The organism is Dietzia aerolata (genome assembly GCF_014144865.1).
Lineage (GTDB): Bacteria > Actinomycetota > Actinomycetes > Mycobacteriales > Mycobacteriaceae > Dietzia > Dietzia aerolata.
This window is the reverse complement of sequence record NZ_JAALDM010000064.1, coordinates 1-14,634: the sequence shown is the minus strand read 5'-3', so window position 1 is coordinate 14,634 and position 14,634 is coordinate 1. Positions and strand designations below refer to the sequence as shown.

Genomic DNA, 14,634 nt, shown 5'->3' with positions numbered 1-14,634 from the left:
GCCGTGCGGACGGGCGGGACCCGTACCGGCAGCCTGTCGACCCCCGGGATCGTGGCCGTGGCGGCCGTTCCCGGCGTTCGGGAGGGGCGACGACGACAACACAGCGTGGGCGCCGGCCCGCCGGTGCGCCTCGGAAGCGGCGGCTCGGTCCGGTGCGGATAATCGGCCTACTCCTGGCCGTGATCCTCACATTGGGAGTGGTCACCGTGCTGTGGGCGGACTCCAAGCTGCAGCGGATCGACGCCCTCAACGACTACCCGGGCCGGATCGGCAACACCCCGGGCACCACCACGCTTCTCGTGGGCACCGACTCCCGCGAGGGCCTGACGCCCGAGCAGCAGGCGGAATTGTCCACCGGCTCGGAATCGGATGCCGGCGGCAAGCGCACCGACACGATGATGCTGGTCTACACCCCCCGGGACGGGGACCGGACCATGCTCATCTCGCTGCCCCGCGACATGCTCGTGGACATTCCCGGCTACGGGGAGAACAAGCTCAACGCGGCGTACACGTTCGGTGGCCCGGCCCTGCTCACCCAGACCCTGGAGCAGCAGACCGGCGTGCACATCGACCATTACGCGGAGATCGGGTTCGGCGGGTTCGCCGGCATCGTCGACGCGGTCGGCGGTGTGGAGATCTGCCTCGACGAACCCATCCAGGACCCGTACGCCGGGCTCGACCTGGCGCCCGGCTGCCAGATCCTCAACGGTCCGCAATCACTGGGCTTCGTGCGCACCCGCCACGGCTTCGCCGAGCAGGACCTCCAGCGCGTGCGGAATCAGCGGCAGTTCCTCGGCTCGTTGATGAAGACCGTGATGACGCCGGGCAACGTCCTCAACCCGTTCACCGCGCTGCCGTTGCTGGATGCGGGCGCGGAGGCCGTCACCGTGGACACCGGGGACCACATCTGGAACCTGGCCTCGATCATGCGCAAACTCAGCGGCGACCCGCTGACCGTGACCGTGCCGCACGACGGCATGGCCTCCGGCGCGGTCGGCTCCTACCTGGTGTGGGGACCCACGACCACCGGGTTCTTTGACGCCGTGGCCGCCGGCCGCACACCCGGACCGGAGTACCTCGATACCGGGCCCTGACCTGCCCGGGCGGCGGGGGCGCCCCAGGGAGGTGGGCCTGATGAGTTCGGCCCGGGGTCGTGGGCTGGCCGGATCAGCCTGGCCAGCCTGCCGGGGTGAGCCTGATGCGGCCGTGCCGGCGAGTCATCCTGGTGCCGTCAGCCGGCCGGGGTGATCGAGACGATGCCCCACGTGCCGTCGGAATTCTCCGCCACCCGGATGTGCTGGCGGATGAGGACCGACTCCCCCTCCGGCGGGAATTCGGTGAGGTCCACCGCGAGCAGGGTTGGCGCCAGCTCGCTCACCTCCACGCAGTGGGTGGTGCCCTCGGCGAGTTGGTCGATGCCCTCGACGCGCAGCTGTTCCTCGGTCATCCGGCTCGACGGGGACACCGCCTCGAACGCCTTCTCCGCGGACCGGTCCACGTAGTAGGCGTGATCGAACGCCAGCACCGTGCCCGACGGGGTGTCGAGTGTCCCGGGCCCCGAGCCCGTCACGAGCCCCGGTTCGTCCGATTCCTCGCACCCCGGGGTCACCCCGGCCTCCATCGATTCGGCCCCGCCGCTCGTGGCGCCGCGGGCCACGACGAAACCGAGCACCGCCGACCCTCCGAGAATCGCAATACCCGCCACCGCGAGCAGGGCGATGCGGGCCGGACGGCTGGCGAGAATCCCGACCCCCGCGTTCCCGGGCGGCGCCCCTGCCCCTTCCTCTGTTTCGGCGGGGCGGCCTGCTTCTACTGCGCCGCCAGCGGAATCACGTCCGGCACCGGATGCGGGGTCCGTGGACTCGGCGACAGTGGGCGGTGTTGCGGCCGTGTGCGGTTTTGCCGGAAGCACGGCGGTGTCGGTGGCAGTCGCCGTGGGGGTCGACGGGGCGGAGGCCACATTGTCGAGCATCGGCTTGCCGGGAGTCGAGTGGCCGGTCGTCGGCTTCGCGGGCGACGGCGTGGCGGATGAAGTCCCGGCGGATACCGCCCCGGCGGATGCAGGGCCCCGCAACGGCAACTGGGAAAGGTCATCGACCGCTCCCCCGGCAGTCGCCGCGGAAGCCTCCGCGACGCGACTACCGTCAGCAGGCTCCCCTCGACCGGCTCGACCGGCTCGACCGGCGGACGCCTCGCGTCGAGCGACGGCTGGCTCGCGGCGGTGTCCGGAGGTCGACCCGGAACCGGATGCATCCTCGGAGCCCAGCGCGTCGGCGACGGCCTTGCGTGCCCGCGCACCCAGCGTGATCCGGGTGGGCGGGGCAGAGTCCTCCTGCCCCGGCGCGCCGGCCCGCCCCGCATCAGAATCGTCAGCACCTGCGGCCGACCGGGAATCCGCCGGCGCCGCGGGCACCTGTGGATCCGAGGTCGGACCGGTACGGAGCCATGGCGGAACGGTCACTTCGGGGAGGAAGGGGGTGTTGTCGTCGTCGTCCGATCGTGGCCGATCCGTCACGCCATCACCCTCCCCACCTGGCCCGTTACCCGCGCTCGCGCGCCGCGTGCAGCCGCATCCGACGACGCGGCGATCTGTGAGGATCCTAAGCGTCGAGACGCCCGGTCGGGGATCGTCCTCTGCCGCGCGAGCACACGCTCGGAGCCGCCTGGGTCAGCGGTGACAGCGCAACGCCGACGCTGTGGACACAGCGCCGGCGGCGTTCAGTACCCGGCACGCCGGGTGGACTGTGGGTTGGTTCAGCGGAGCGTGACCTGGCGGGCCCGGAGACCGTCGCGCGACGAACGCTCCTCGGAGGTGAGCGGGGCCGTGTTGGCCAGCGCCTCGGACAGGCGGGCATCCAGGGTGCGCAGGCCCTCGGCCCACTCCTGGTGATGCATCTCCCGATCCAGGTCGAACACCGGAACCAGCAGCCCGTGCGTGCGGAACGAGCCCGCGAACCGCGAGCCCTCGCCCAGATCCAGGTGACCGGCCGAATGCACGCGGGCGAGCGCCGCGAACAGCGCGTCCTCATCCTCCGGACGGACCCACCGGATGTGGGCCTTCTCGCCGGCGTCGACCCACCACGCCGCCTCGATGCCGTCGGCCGACACGCGCGCCGACGGCATCATGACCTCGTTGGCGTTGTTGATGGCCTGCGCGATCTCGGGCTGCACCTCGACGCCCTCGGCGACCCACCAGGAGAAGTCGTTGTGGACCTCGATCTGAAGCGGGGCGTCGGCGACCACGACATCCGCGAGCGCGGGCGTCGATGAATCCGGGTGCGCGCTGGTCAGCGTCTCGCCGCCGCCGGCCCGCTTGGCCCACTCGACCGCGTACGCCAGATCCGCCGCGACGTCGGGGCCGTGCACCTGCACCTGCAGCCCGACCATCGCGTCGCCGCCCAGCTCCTCATCCCGGACCAGGCCCGCGATGGCGCCGGGCAGGACCGTGGCGATGACGACCTCGCGACCGTCCGCGACCGTGGTCAGCCGCCCGGTGGCCGACGGCACGAACTCGCGCATCGCGACCATGTCGCACTCGCCGGCAAAACCGGCGAACGGACGCGGATCGACGCTCAGTTCCTCCCGCTCGGCCGCGCGTGCGGCGATCTTGGCCTGGCGATTGCTGCCTGGCTTGGGCTCGTTATGGCGATTCCTTCTACCCACGACCACCACGATACGGTGCGGCCTCGCCTTCTGCGCCCGGGACCTCGGACTTCGCCGGCGTTCCGTCGATTCGCGGTCTCGACTCGCCGGCGGCGGCGGCGTCAGCAGTCTGGCCGGACACCCTCAGTCCGGTTGCCTGACATGCCTCGGCATCTGCAAGACAATTGGTGCGATTCAGGAGCGATTTTTCACACCAGATGTCTGGCAACTGAGTTCCGATGTCAGGCAAGTGCCGCGGGCGCTCAGCGAGGGCCCGATTTGGGCAACACCAGCCCAAAACCAGCCCGAGCCCCGCCGGAAGCGACTACCCGATCGCGTCAGCAGCGTCAGCAGTCCCGGCCGTTCCCGCAGCCCCGGCCTCGCCGGCCGCTCCCACGGCCCGGGCGCCGCCGATATCGGCATCGGGCCGCACCGATCCGCCGTTCCTGCCCGCGCGGCCCGGCCCGTCGAGCACGGTCAGCGCGCGCGAGGGAACGTTGGTGCCCACCCAATCCACGCCGAGGTCGCGGCACAGCAGCAGGTCGGCGGGGTCGTCGACGGTCCAGCAGTAGGTGCCCATGCCGCGCGAGCGCCAGTACTCGACCAGCCAGGGCCGGGCCCGAATCGCGCCGATGCTCGGCCCCATCAGCTGCGCACCGAACCCTTCGGCGGGCCAGGACTTGATCACGTTGCGCCGCTCACGCAGCTGCACGGCCGGCACCTTGGGCGCGAGCTGCCGGAACCGCCGCACGGCCATCACGGAAAAACTCATCATCACGGCGCGAGACTCGGCGAACGTCTCCGGCTGGTCCAGGCCGAAGTAGGCGAGCTCATCCCGCAGCGCGACCTCGACCTTCCCGCCGGAGGGGACGGGGTGCTTGGTCTCGAGGAACAGCTTGACGTGCGGGTATGCCTCGGCCAGCACGAGGAAGCTGCGCAGGGTGAGGACCGGCTCGGGCTGACGGTGGATGGGGTGCCAGGACCCCACGTCGAGACCAGAGAGCTGGTCGAGGGTGCTGGAGTGCACCCACATGTCGCGGTCGCCGACCCGGGTCGTGCGCGGGTCGTGCAGGAGCACGGGCACGCCGTCGGCGGTGAGCCGCACGTCCACCTCGAGCGCCTCGGCACCCTGCTCGAGCGCCTGCTGGTAGGCGATGAGCGTGAGCTCGGGAAATTCTGCGGAGGCGCCGCGGTGTGCAACAACCCCACTTCGGGTGGGCACCGGGGACGGCAGGTGCGTGGTCGCGTGAACCGTCACGTCTCGTTCCTTCCAGGCGGCTATCTGGCGTCCACGATCCCCGCTGCGATGAACCGGCGGGTGAACCGAGGGGAAGGGTCGTTAAAACTCCGTATGACAGACCGTGTCTCGTGGATTGCCCAGGCGGCGGTCAGTGCCGCGACCATGGTGAGGAGGACGGTGTCGGCGGCGGCTTGGGGTCCGTCGCCGGTGCTGCGCCAGAACGCGACCGCCACGGCCACGACGTTGATCGCCCAGGCCGCCCACCAGCGGCGCAGCGCGGTTCGGGACGGTGCACGTGTGGACACCCGGCGGAGTTCTTCCAAGTAGACGGGCAGTCTGAAGAAATTGACGACGACGACGAGGCTCCCCACCCACAACCGGAACCTTGACCGGGGGTCCGTTCCGGGCTCGTACGCACGCCGGCGGGCGTCGATCAGCCATCCGGCCGAGGCAACGGCTGCGCAGAGGACGATGGCGATGGAAACGACACCGGTGACCCACACCAGCGCGGTCGTTGCGGCCTCGAGCCACCAGGGCGCGACCCTGTCGGCATAGAAGGCGAGGGCCAGGTAGCGCAGCCCGTGCGCGACGGCGGACGCGATGAACCAGGCCATCGAGGCGCGCAGGATGCCGGGCGCGGCGGCGGCCAGTCGGGCCCGTCGCGGGAGGGCGGGCGTGGGCAGTTGCCGGGGGATCGCGATCAGCGGTAGGCCCCATCGGGGGGTGGCCGGGTAGTGGGGTGTTCGGGCACCCCAGGCCGGTCCGGAACGGTGTCGCGGGACCGGCGGTCGGGCCACTCGGGTGGGTGGGCGCCACGGCGGGTGCGCGACCCAGCGCCACTGTCCCTGCCGCCGCGGTGTGGTCATGCCCTCCATGCTGGCACAGCGGCGTCCCCGCTGGCGCGGTCCGGGCCGGAGGCGGAGGATGGCCACATGTCCGTGACGTGTATTCGTGTCCACGACCTCGTCTCTGGCGAGGCCGACCCCGGTGGCGCGAGCGTGGTGCTCGTGGACCGCCTGTGGCCCCGGGGCGTCCGCAAAGACGCGTTCGCCCACGATGAGTGGTGCAAGGACGCGGCGCCCAGTCCGGAGTTGCGCAAGGCCTTTCATCACGGCGACCTCGACTTCGAGGAGTTCTCCGAGCGCTATCGCGAAGAGCTCGACTCCGGTGACGCGGCAAAGGCCGTCGACCATCTGTCCGATCTCGCCGGCGGTGACGGACTGGTGCTGGCGTACGCGGCGAAGGACACCGAGCAGAACCACGCGCTGGTCCTGGCCGAGGTGGTGCGCGCCGCCGCCCGCTGACGCTGACCGCGACGACCATTCCAGTAGCGGCGCCGATTTTTCACCGCGACCGGCACCAATAGTTCATGTCGGCGTCACCACAAGGAGGTGACGGAATGCCTCTTGGTCTGTAGTGTCGTCGCCAGTAGTTGAAACAGTACGTTGTATTTCTGTAGACCAGCGTCCTCCCGAGGATGATGCGGCACCACAGGGAAACACAGCTCGCTCTCTGCTGCATCACCTGGTTCTCCGACAAGCGGAGCACCAAAACTCGAAAGGACGCCACTATGGCTACCGGTACCGTGAAGTGGTTCAACGCTGACAAGGGCTTCGGCTTCATCGCCCCCGACGACGGCTCGGCCGACGTCTTCGCCCACTTCTCCGCCATCAACGGCTCGGGCTACCGCTCGCTCGAGGAGAACCAGCAGGTCTCCTTCGACGTCGCGCAGGGCGCCAAGGGCCTGCAGGCGGAGAACATCACCGTCATCTGATCTGAGCCTTCACACGCTCGCGAACACCCGGACGCCGTGAGATCACGGTGAACGAGAGTCGTTCGTAAGATCTGCAGTTCAGGACCCGGCCGAGAGCAATCTCGGGCCGGGTCCTGCTGCATTTCATGACACGTGCCCGGCCCCACCATTCGGCCTCATCCTGCAGGCCCAGCCGAGCAGAAAGGCGGGCAGGCAGACAGACAGACAGGCAGGCAGAAAGGCGGGCAAGCTGCTCGGGCTAGCTGCGGCGGGCGGGATGCCCTACAGCTGTAGAAGAAGGTGTCGGCGCGCAGCCCGACGGCTGGGAGCCGGTTGGTCAGACCGGGCAGGCGATCCCACTACGGACGTGGCAGTCGTAGCCGCCGGGATTCTTGACCAGGTATTGCTGGTGGTAGTCCTCGGCGAGGAAGTACTTTCCCGACCGCACCTCGTCCAGAAGGCCGATCTCGGTGGTCATCTCCGAGAACCCGGCGTCAGCCAGTTTCTTGGCGTAGCCCTCGGCGATCCGATGAGCCACCTCGAGCTGCTCCGGCGTGGAGGCCAGGATCGCGGACCGGTACTGGGTGCCCATGTCATTGCCCTGGCGCATCCCCTGGGTGGGGTCGTGCCACTCGAAGAACGTGGCCAGCAACTTCTCAACCGGCAGGACCGCCGGGTCGAACACCACCTGGACGGCCTCGGTGTGGCCGGTCGCGCCGGTGCAGACCTCCTCGTACGAGGGGTTGGGCGTCCATCCGCCGGCATAGCCCACCGAGGTGGTCCACACCCCGTCGAGCTCCCAGAGCACCTTCTCGGCGCCCCAGAAGCACCCCAGGCCCAACACGATCGTCTCGTGTCCGGCGGGGAACGGCGGGACCATCGGGTTGCCCGTGGCGATGTTCGCCGGGGCGACCGGGACCGGGTCCTTCCGGCCGGGCAATGCCGACTCGGCGTCGATCACCTCGGTCGCCGAGCGCATCGCGGAAAGTCTGATCGCATCCTGTAGCCAGCCCATGGCGCCAGGGTAACCCTCTCCGGCGCATCGACGAGAGGGAGCGATGTGACGAATGCCATAGCGCGAGTTAGTGTAGTGCCGAGTATGAGCGAGGGGGGTCTCGACGAAATGGCTTCAAAACCTGCCGCGCAGCAACTGCGCGAGATCTTGAACGGCGAACAACAGCAGCCGTTCGAGGGATCAGGGTGCAGCGATCATGTGCGCCGCCGCGACATGAAGTTGCCAATCCTGGCAGCGATCGCGCTCCTCGTCGTGCTGGTTGTTCTGCTCGTGATCTGACCCGGGCCGCTGCGCCTGGCCGCACGGGCACGCCTGGTGTCCGCTACGTGAGGTGCTCGCGGGCGACGCGGACCAGCAGCGGAGCCCACGGCGCGCAATCCGATTCCTCCAGCGCGGCGATCCTCTCGAGATTCCGGGTCGATACCCACCGCATTTCCTCGATCTCGGCGCGTGCCCGCGGACTGCTGTCGACGCTCGCGGCGAACACCTCCGAGACCAACCGGAATCCCGGTTCATTGGCGGTCGCCGTGGTGAACCGTCCGAGCGTGGTGAGGTCATCGGGCACCAGTGACACCCCCAGTTCCTCGTCGATCTCGCGGATCGCGCAGTGCAGCGGCGACTCGCCTATCTCCCACTTCCCGCCGGGGAGCATGAAGCGGTCCGTGCCGGCCTTGCGCACCGTCACCACCGCCCCGTCCGGCCGGGACAGCACCACAGCCGACACCGAGATGACGCGTACAGCGGCCCTATCCGAGTGATCCACGCTCCCGATCATGGCAGGCCATCGCGGGCGCACAGGTGCGCGGCGGCACCCGGGGGCAAAACTCGGTCCGCTCCGCCCCACCGAGGCGGCGGGTAGCGGCCCGACGCGAACTGCTCAGGATCACTATGGTGGACAACGGACGTCGTGACGGGCGCCACGGGCGAGACCCGACCGCAGCGCGTCACCCAAATTGAAAGGACACTCCACTATGGCCGAGTACGTTCTTCCCGATCTCGACTACGACTACGGCGCTCTTGAGCCGCATATCTCGGGCGAGATCATGGAGCTTCACCACTCCAAGCACCACGCCACCTACGTCGCGGGCGCCAACACCGCCCTCGAGCAGCTCGCCGAGGCCCGTGAGGACGGCACCATCGCCGCCAAGGCCCCGCTGCTGAGCAAGAACCTGGCCTTCCACCTCGGTGGCCACACCAACCACTCGGTGTTCTGGAAGAACATGTCGCCCAACGGCGGCGGACAGCCCGAGGGCGAGCTGGGCGAGGCGATCACCGCCGAGTTCGGTTCCTTCGAGAAGTTCCAGACCCACTTCAACGCCGCCGCGACCACCCTGCAGGGCTCCGGCTGGTCCGTCCTGGGCTTCGACCACATCGGTCAGCGTCTGGTCATCCAGCAGCTCACCGACCAGCAGGGCAACATCTCCATCAACATCACCCCGCTGCTGATGCTGGACATGTGGGAGCACGCCTTCTACCTCCAGTACAAGAACGTCAAGCCGGACTACGTCAAGGCCTGGTGGAACGTCATCAACTGGGAGGACGTGGCCGCGCGCTACGCCGCCGCCAAGGGCTGAATCAACGCCTAGAGGCCGTCCGGTCGTCACTGACCGGGAGGGCTTGCATGACGAAGGGTCCCGTGCACGGCACGGGACCCTTCAGGCATTTCTGTCGCAGTCGGACCGGGGCTCGACAGAATCAGAGGCCGGTGTCAGCGGTCCACCAGGGCGTAGGAGGCCGCCGAGGTCACGGCCGTCACGGCGAGCACCGACGGCCACGACCCGATCTTCTTTGCCAGCGGGTGCGAGGCCCCGAACGCGCCGACGTACAGCGCCGACAGTCCCACCGTGGTGGGCACATCGGTCTTGGCGAGCCACGACCGGCCCGCCCACACACCGGCTGCCGCGAGCACGACGCCGCCGAGCGGCCGGATCCCGGTCTCCCGGGCCGACAGCCAGCCACCGATCAGTCCCCCGGCGACCACGGTCGCAGTGGAGACGTCCTGAGAATTTTTGATGTCAATCATGGGCATGCCCCGGATCCTACGAGGCCACAGCGCGAAGAGCATTCCCCGGTCGGTCGTCCAATTGGGTAGCGTGCGAAGAATCTGGTGACCTGAATCACCACGTGCGCACTCGCCTCGCAGAAGGCGCGAGAAACCCTTGGAGAGAGCCGATGACCGACAGCCCGGCACCCGCCGCGACCACCCCCGATCCGGACGCCACCCCGGCGAGAACCGGACGCCCCAAGGTCGGGGAATCACGGGCCGGGCGCTCAGAGGCTGGGATCTCACGGGTCGGTGACTCACGGGGCGAGAGCCCACGGGGCGGGGGCTCGCAGTTCGGGACGGTCAACCGTCGCACCGTGCTCGGCGGGGCCGCAGCACTCGGCGGGGTCGCGGCCCTGCAATCGATCCTGCCGCCCATGGCCGCAGCCCAGCCCACCGAGATGTACGTGGGCCGGGGAATCGGCGACATGACCGGTGAGCCGTTGGGAGCCGGCTTCAACGGGTACGCGGACACCGAGCAACTGTCCGTGGGACTTCATCTGCGGCAGCGCGCCCGTGCGTTCGTGTTCGCCGAGTCGTCGTCGTCGCCCCGCTTTCTCCACGTCACCGCCGAGATCGGCCTGATGTTCCAGTCCATCCAACAGGAGGTTCTCCGGCGCCTTGGCGCCGAGTTCGGCGGCACCTACCACGAGGGGAACGTCGTACTCACCGCCACACACACCCACGTGGCACCCGGCGGCACGTCCGGTCACGCCATGGTCGACCTCTCCATGCTGGGCTTTCGCCCGGTGACCTTCGAGGCGAACGTGGCAGGCATCGTCGACGCCGTCCGCATGGCGCACCACGACCTCGCGCCCTCGACCGTCGGCGTGACCACCGGCGCCCTCCACGACGCCGGCGTCAACCGCTCCCGCGGCTCGTTCGACCGCGACCGCCCCGACGAGCGCGCGCATTTCCCCGAGGGCATCGACCCGCGCTCGCAGTCGCTGCAGATCACCCGCGGCGGACAGCTCGTCGGCGTCCTCAACTGGTTCGCCACCCACGCCACCTCGATGACCTCCCACGCCCTGCTCGCCTCCAGCGACAACAAGGGCTACGCCGCCTGGCACTGGGAGCGCGAGGTCTCCGGGCAGGACTACCTCGCAGGCGGCACGCCGGGCCTGATCACCGCGTTCGCCCAGACCAATCCCGGCGACGTCAGCCCCAACCTGGACCTGTCCCCCGGTCAGGGGCCGACCGCCGACGAGTGGCTCAACACCCGCATCAACGGTGAGCGGCAGTTCGCCGCCGCCCGCGACCAGGTGGGCCGCGGGGTGCGTGGGCTCGGCGCCGGGATCGACGTGCGCCACACGTGGGTCGACATGTCGAACGTCGAGGTGCGCCCCGAGTTCACCGGCGACGGCCACACCCACCGCACCTCGATCGCGGCGCTCGGCGCAGCGTTCGCCTCCGGCAGTCAGGAGGACGGCGGCGGCGGTGACGAACTGCCCTTCAACGAGGGCGCGCGCGGTGGCAATCCGGGGGTCAAGGCCATCACCGACGTGGTGATCCCGGCGTGGCTACGCGAGGAGCACGCGCCCAAGGACGTGCTGCTGCCGATGGGCCTGGTGCCGGGCGCGATCCAGCGCGTTTTCCCGTTCCACCTCGTGCGGCTCGGCGGGCACTACCTGTTCGCCCTCGGCTTCGAGCCCACGGTCGTGTCCGGACTGCGCCTGCGCCGGACGCTCGCGGCGGAGCTCGGCGTGCCCGAGGACCACGTCACCGTCCAAGGCTACTCCAATGCCTACGGGCACTACATCACCACGCCCGAGGAGTACTCGGCGCAGAACTACGAGGGCGGCGCGACCATCTTCGGCCCGTGGACCCTGCCGGCGATCCAGCAGATCGCGGCCGAGCTGGCCCGCTCGATGCGCGCGGGCACCCCGCTGGACCCCGGCACTTCCGAGCGCGACCTCACCGGGCAGATCCCCGCCTCCCCGCTGGGCAACCCGCTCGTCGACACCCCCGCGCCGCTGCGGAACTTCGGTGACGTCCTGGACCCGCCGCTGGCCAAGTACCGGGCCGGCCAGCGCGTGCTCGTCCGCTTCAGCGGCACCCACCCCAACTCCGACCTGCGGCGCGGCGACACCTACCTCGCCGTGGAGCGCAATGACGGCGGCCGATGGGTCCGAGTCCACGACGACGGCGACTGGTCCACGATGATCGTCTTCGAGGGCCTGCTCACCGTGACGAACGCGGTCATCACCTGGGACATCCCGCCGGGCACCCCGGCGGGTGAGTACCGGATCGTCTACACCGCCTCCGGCCGCGGAATCGACGGCCGACTCTTCCCCGTAAGGGGTGAGAGTCAGGCCTTCGACGTGCGCTGACCGAGGTTCTGGGAGACTGGGCCGGTAGCCATCTGCACGTGACCCGCTGAAGGGGTCACGTGCACTCCCTCCATCGAAAGGACCTCGCCCGTGGACATCAAGGGTGCATCCGTCATCGTCACCGGCGCCGCCTCCGGCCTGGGCAACGCCACCGCTCGCTCGTTCGCCGACAAGGGCGCCACCGTCTTCGGCCTGGACCTCCAGGCCTCGATCGACAAGGCCGTCGAGCAGGGCATCGACGAGGGCATCACCCTCATCGCCGCCGACGTCACCAGCGAGTCCGACGTCCAGGCCGCGATCGCCCGCGCCACCGAGGCCGCCCCGCTGCGCGTGGTGGTCAACTGCGCCGGCATCGCCCCGGCCGCCCGCATCGTCTCCAAGCGCGGCGTCCACGCCCTCGACCTGTTCGAGACCTGCATCTCCGTCAACCTGGTGGGCACCTTCAACGTCCTGCGCCTGGCCGCCGAGGCCATGTCCACCCAGGACACCGTGGACGAGGACGGCCAGCGCGGCGTCATCATCAACACCGCCTCCGTCGCCGCCTACGAGGGCCAGGTCGGCCAGATCGCGTACGCCGCCTCGAAGGGTGGCGTCTACTCGATGGGCATCTGTGCCGCGCGTGACCTCGCGCAGTTCGGCATCCGCGTCAACACCATCGCCCCGGGCACCATCGAGACCCCGATGCTCAAGGGCCTGACCGAGGAGTTCCAGAAGTCGCTGGAGGCCGCGATCCCGTTCCCGTCGCGCCTGGGCCGCCCGTCCGACTACGCGCAGCTGGCCAACGCGATCGTCGAGCACGACTACCTCAACGGCGAGAGCTTCCGCATGGACGGCGCCCTGCGCATGGCGCCGCGCTAGGCACCCGGCGCACAACGCACAAAATCCGCTACGCCCCCTCCGGATCCGCTACCCCTACACGGGTAGCGGATCGTCAGGGGGCGTAGCGGATTTCGGGGTGATTGGGCTCTACGGCCCAGTTCAGGAGGTCAGGGCAGCGGGGGCAGCGCGATACCCGCGTCCGAGAGCGCCTGACGGACCTGCGGAGCGAAGTAGACACCGGCGCCGAACGAGGCGACCGAGCCGGCGCCCAGCACGGCGGCGGTCGCCACGGTGCCGACGGAGCCCGAGCCACCATCAGAGCCGGAGCCACCATCAGAGCCCGATCGGACAGACCCGACCACGTCAGTGAGAACCGGCGCCAGCGACCCGGAGGTCGGCTCACTGATCAGGGAACCGGACGTGTCGACCGAACCGGTCCCCGGAGCCGGGTCCACCGAATTGACCCCGACCGAACCCATCACCTCCGAAGCGACAGGCGCCAACGACCCGGTGGTGGGCTCACCGATCAGGGAACCGGACGTGTCGACCGAACCCTTGCCGCCTTCAGTGGGGAAGAACGTGACCGACCCGAGGTTGATCTCGGCGTGGGCGACGCCGGTGGCACCGGTCAGCGCCAGGGCGGCGATAGCAGCAACAGCGGCGGTCTTACGCGTCAAGGTTGTCATTGACCCATCTCCTGATGTGGTAATCCTCACCTGGCCGATATCGGCATCGGCCCGGGTGAGGGAGCCATAGAGGACGCTTGCGTCCGCGCCTCCGACGCCACCTTAACAATTCTTTTAGGTTATGTGGGCGCCGCACACCATCGGGTGGCCGCCCGTCACCCCCGCGCGATCCACTCCCGAACCGCGCGCGTGGCCCGCACGTCGTCCTCGTTGTAGGCGAGGATCCGCGTCCGCCCGGCGTCGCGCTCGACGCCACGGGCCGCCTGGGCGTCGCGGTACCAGCCGATGGAGGCCTCGCCGCCGGCTTCGGGGTCGCGCCAGTGGAAGCCCGCGACGGGCGCCACGACCTTGAGCCCGAGCCCCGAGGTGGAGACGAACTGGCTGGTCACGGCCTGATGCACATCGATCCACTGGGGTGAGGAGAGGAACCGCCTCACTTCGGCGACCGAAGGAACCCCGGGGACGACGACGACGGCGCCGTCCGGCCCGAACCTCGACGCGGTCGAGAGCATCCACCCGTTCTCCGCGGACTTCGAGTAGCAGTACGCCCGGAAAGTGCGCCCCTGCCCCTCGGCCCTCCGGCGGATCGCGGTGAGCCAGCGCCAGAACTCGGCGAACGATCTCCCCTCGTCCGGGTGGGGCAGCTTCGCCCAGGTCGCGAACGCGCGGTAGCCCTCCTCGTCGAGCGGTCGCCCGTCGCGCAGCGTGAGCAGGGTGCCCCAGAGGTAGGCGCCGTCGTCGAGGTGACTCTCCAGGTCGACGTCCACCTCGATGTCCGCGCGGGGGATGGTCGGGCGGGCCACCTTGGGGACCACGATCTCGCCGTCCCGGTGTGCCCGCGCGCGCAGCACTGCGTCCGCGAACGGCTCGCCGTTCCAGTCAGCCGGCCGGTCGGGACCCGCCTCGGCGAGCTCGGCGACGGTGTCGATCCCTACCGCGTGGAGCGGGCCGACCAGTCCCCCGCCGACGACGAGGCTGACGTCATCGAGCTCGATCAGCTGCTCGCGGCAGCCCACCACCGGGCCGGCCGGGCCCTCCCAGCCCGCCCACCACGGGCAGGTACGGCACTCGCCGATCCGGCTCGGGGCCGTGTCCCGCTCCCCGC

At 69.8% G+C, this 14,634-nt stretch carries 16 protein-coding genes; 7 read left to right on the top strand and 9 right to left on the bottom strand.

Annotation, left to right across the window (positions count from 1 at the left end; all coding sequences use genetic code 11):
• Positions 1-179 precede the first annotated feature (179 nt).
• A complete protein-coding gene (locus G6016_RS04840) occupies positions 180-1,094 on the top strand; it encodes an LCP family protein (protein ID WP_338403519.1) in 915 nt (304 codons plus the stop codon).
• Positions 1,095-1,231: 137 nt separating this feature from the next.
• Here the strand turns inward: G6016_RS04840 and G6016_RS17150 are convergent, their stop codons facing one another.
• The 4 genes from G6016_RS17150 to G6016_RS04820 form a co-directional block, all read right to left on the bottom strand.
• The gene (locus G6016_RS17150) at positions 1,232-2,515 is read right to left on the bottom strand and encodes a DUF8176 domain-containing protein (protein WP_241729766.1); all 1,284 of its coding nucleotides are present in this window, start codon (positions 2,513-2,515) and stop codon (positions 1,232-1,234) included.
• 239 nt (positions 2,516-2,754) lie between these two features.
• On the bottom strand, positions 2,755-3,663 hold the full coding sequence (locus tag G6016_RS04830; RefSeq protein WP_182631564.1) for a DUF5926 family protein: 909 nt from the start codon (positions 3,661-3,663) through the stop codon (positions 2,755-2,757).
• A 304-nt stretch (positions 3,664-3,967) separates the two neighbouring features.
• On the bottom strand, positions 3,968-4,900 hold the full coding sequence (locus G6016_RS04825; protein ID WP_182631563.1) for a glycerophosphodiester phosphodiesterase family protein: 933 nt from the start codon (positions 4,898-4,900) through the stop codon (positions 3,968-3,970).
• Positions 4,901-4,920: 20 nt separating this feature from the next.
• Positions 4,921-5,748: a DUF4328 domain-containing protein gene (locus G6016_RS04820; RefSeq protein WP_241729764.1), complete on the bottom strand. Its 828-nt coding sequence runs from the start codon at positions 5,746-5,748 to the stop codon at positions 4,921-4,923.
• Between the two features lie 66 nt (positions 5,749-5,814).
• Here G6016_RS04820 and G6016_RS04815 point away from each other — a divergent pair, with 66 nt between their 5' ends.
• Positions 5,815-6,186, top strand: a complete 372-nt coding sequence (locus tag G6016_RS04815; protein ID WP_182631562.1) for a DUF488 domain-containing protein — start codon at positions 5,815-5,817, stop codon at positions 6,184-6,186.
• 266 nt (positions 6,187-6,452) lie between these two features.
• Complete coding sequence (locus tag G6016_RS04810) at positions 6,453-6,656, top strand: cold-shock protein (protein WP_182631561.1); 204 nt, start codon at positions 6,453-6,455, stop codon at positions 6,654-6,656.
• A gap of 316 nt (positions 6,657-6,972) precedes the next feature.
• Here G6016_RS04810 and msrA read toward each other — a convergent pair whose 3' ends face one another.
• Positions 6,973-7,650 (bottom strand): peptide-methionine (S)-S-oxide reductase MsrA, encoded by a 678-nt coding sequence (msrA, locus tag G6016_RS04805; protein ID WP_380023108.1) that lies wholly within the window; start codon positions 7,648-7,650, stop codon positions 6,973-6,975.
• An 84-nt stretch (positions 7,651-7,734) separates the two neighbouring features.
• On the opposite strand from msrA, the gene G6016_RS04800 reads away from it, so the two are divergent.
• Entirely contained in the window at positions 7,735-7,929 is a 195-nt protein-coding gene (locus G6016_RS04800) for a hypothetical protein (RefSeq protein WP_182631560.1), read from the top strand.
• Between the two features lie 43 nt (positions 7,930-7,972).
• On the opposite strand, the gene G6016_RS04795 is transcribed toward G6016_RS04800, so the two are convergent.
• A complete protein-coding gene (locus tag G6016_RS04795) occupies positions 7,973-8,413 on the bottom strand; it encodes an NUDIX hydrolase (RefSeq protein ID WP_338403518.1) in 441 nt (146 codons plus the stop codon).
• A gap of 208 nt (positions 8,414-8,621) precedes the next feature.
• Between G6016_RS04795 and G6016_RS04790 the strand changes: the two genes are divergently transcribed.
• On the top strand, positions 8,622-9,224 hold the full coding sequence (locus G6016_RS04790; RefSeq protein WP_182631558.1) for a superoxide dismutase: 603 nt from the start codon (positions 8,622-8,624) through the stop codon (positions 9,222-9,224).
• A gap of 134 nt (positions 9,225-9,358) precedes the next feature.
• On the opposite strand, the gene G6016_RS04785 is transcribed toward G6016_RS04790, so the two are convergent.
• Positions 9,359-9,679, bottom strand: a complete 321-nt coding sequence (locus G6016_RS04785; RefSeq protein WP_182631557.1) for a hypothetical protein — start codon at positions 9,677-9,679, stop codon at positions 9,359-9,361.
• Between the two features lie 143 nt (positions 9,680-9,822).
• On the opposite strand from G6016_RS04785, the gene G6016_RS04780 reads away from it, so the two are divergent.
• Both G6016_RS04780 and G6016_RS04775 read left to right on the top strand, forming a co-directional pair.
• Positions 9,823-12,024 carry a neutral/alkaline non-lysosomal ceramidase N-terminal domain-containing protein gene (locus tag G6016_RS04780; RefSeq protein WP_182631556.1) on the top strand — a complete coding sequence of 734 codons (2,202 nt, stop codon included), beginning with the start codon at positions 9,823-9,825 and terminating at the stop codon, positions 12,022-12,024.
• Between the two features lie 90 nt (positions 12,025-12,114).
• Complete coding sequence (locus G6016_RS04775) at positions 12,115-12,882, top strand: SDR family NAD(P)-dependent oxidoreductase (protein ID WP_182631555.1); 768 nt, start codon at positions 12,115-12,117, stop codon at positions 12,880-12,882.
• A 128-nt stretch (positions 12,883-13,010) separates the two neighbouring features.
• Here G6016_RS04775 and G6016_RS04770 read toward each other — a convergent pair whose 3' ends face one another.
• A complete protein-coding gene (locus tag G6016_RS04770) occupies positions 13,011-13,529 on the bottom strand; it encodes a hypothetical protein (protein WP_182631554.1) in 519 nt (172 codons plus the stop codon).
• A 155-nt stretch (positions 13,530-13,684) separates the two neighbouring features.
• A partial coding sequence (locus tag G6016_RS04765; protein WP_182631553.1) for a TM0106 family RecB-like putative nuclease occupies positions 13,685-14,634 on the bottom strand: 950 nt, incomplete at its 5' end.

Coding starts and splice junctions, on each gene's coding strand:
- G6016_RS04790 (WP_182631558.1), top strand. CDS start 8,622: ATGGCCGAGTACGTTCTTCCCGATCTCGACTACGACTACGGCGCTCTT.
- G6016_RS04780 (WP_182631556.1), top strand. CDS start 9,823: ATGACCGACAGCCCGGCACCCGCCGCGACCACCCCCGATCCGGACGCC.
- G6016_RS04785 (WP_182631557.1), bottom strand. CDS start 9,679: ATGCCCATGATTGACATCAAAAATTCTCAGGACGTCTCCACTGCGACC.
- msrA (WP_380023108.1), bottom strand. CDS start 7,650: ATGGGCTGGCTACAGGATGCGATCAGACTTTCCGCGATGCGCTCGGCG.
- G6016_RS04810 (WP_182631561.1), top strand. CDS start 6,453: ATGGCTACCGGTACCGTGAAGTGGTTCAACGCTGACAAGGGCTTCGGC.
- G6016_RS04815 (WP_182631562.1), top strand. CDS start 5,815: ATGTCCGTGACGTGTATTCGTGTCCACGACCTCGTCTCTGGCGAGGCC.
- G6016_RS04770 (WP_182631554.1), bottom strand. CDS start 13,529: ATGACAACCTTGACGCGTAAGACCGCCGCTGTTGCTGCTATCGCCGCC.
- G6016_RS04820 (WP_241729764.1), bottom strand. CDS start 5,748: ATGACCACACCGCGGCGGCAGGGACAGTGGCGCTGGGTCGCGCACCCG.
- G6016_RS04800 (WP_182631560.1), top strand. CDS start 7,735: ATGAGCGAGGGGGGTCTCGACGAAATGGCTTCAAAACCTGCCGCGCAG.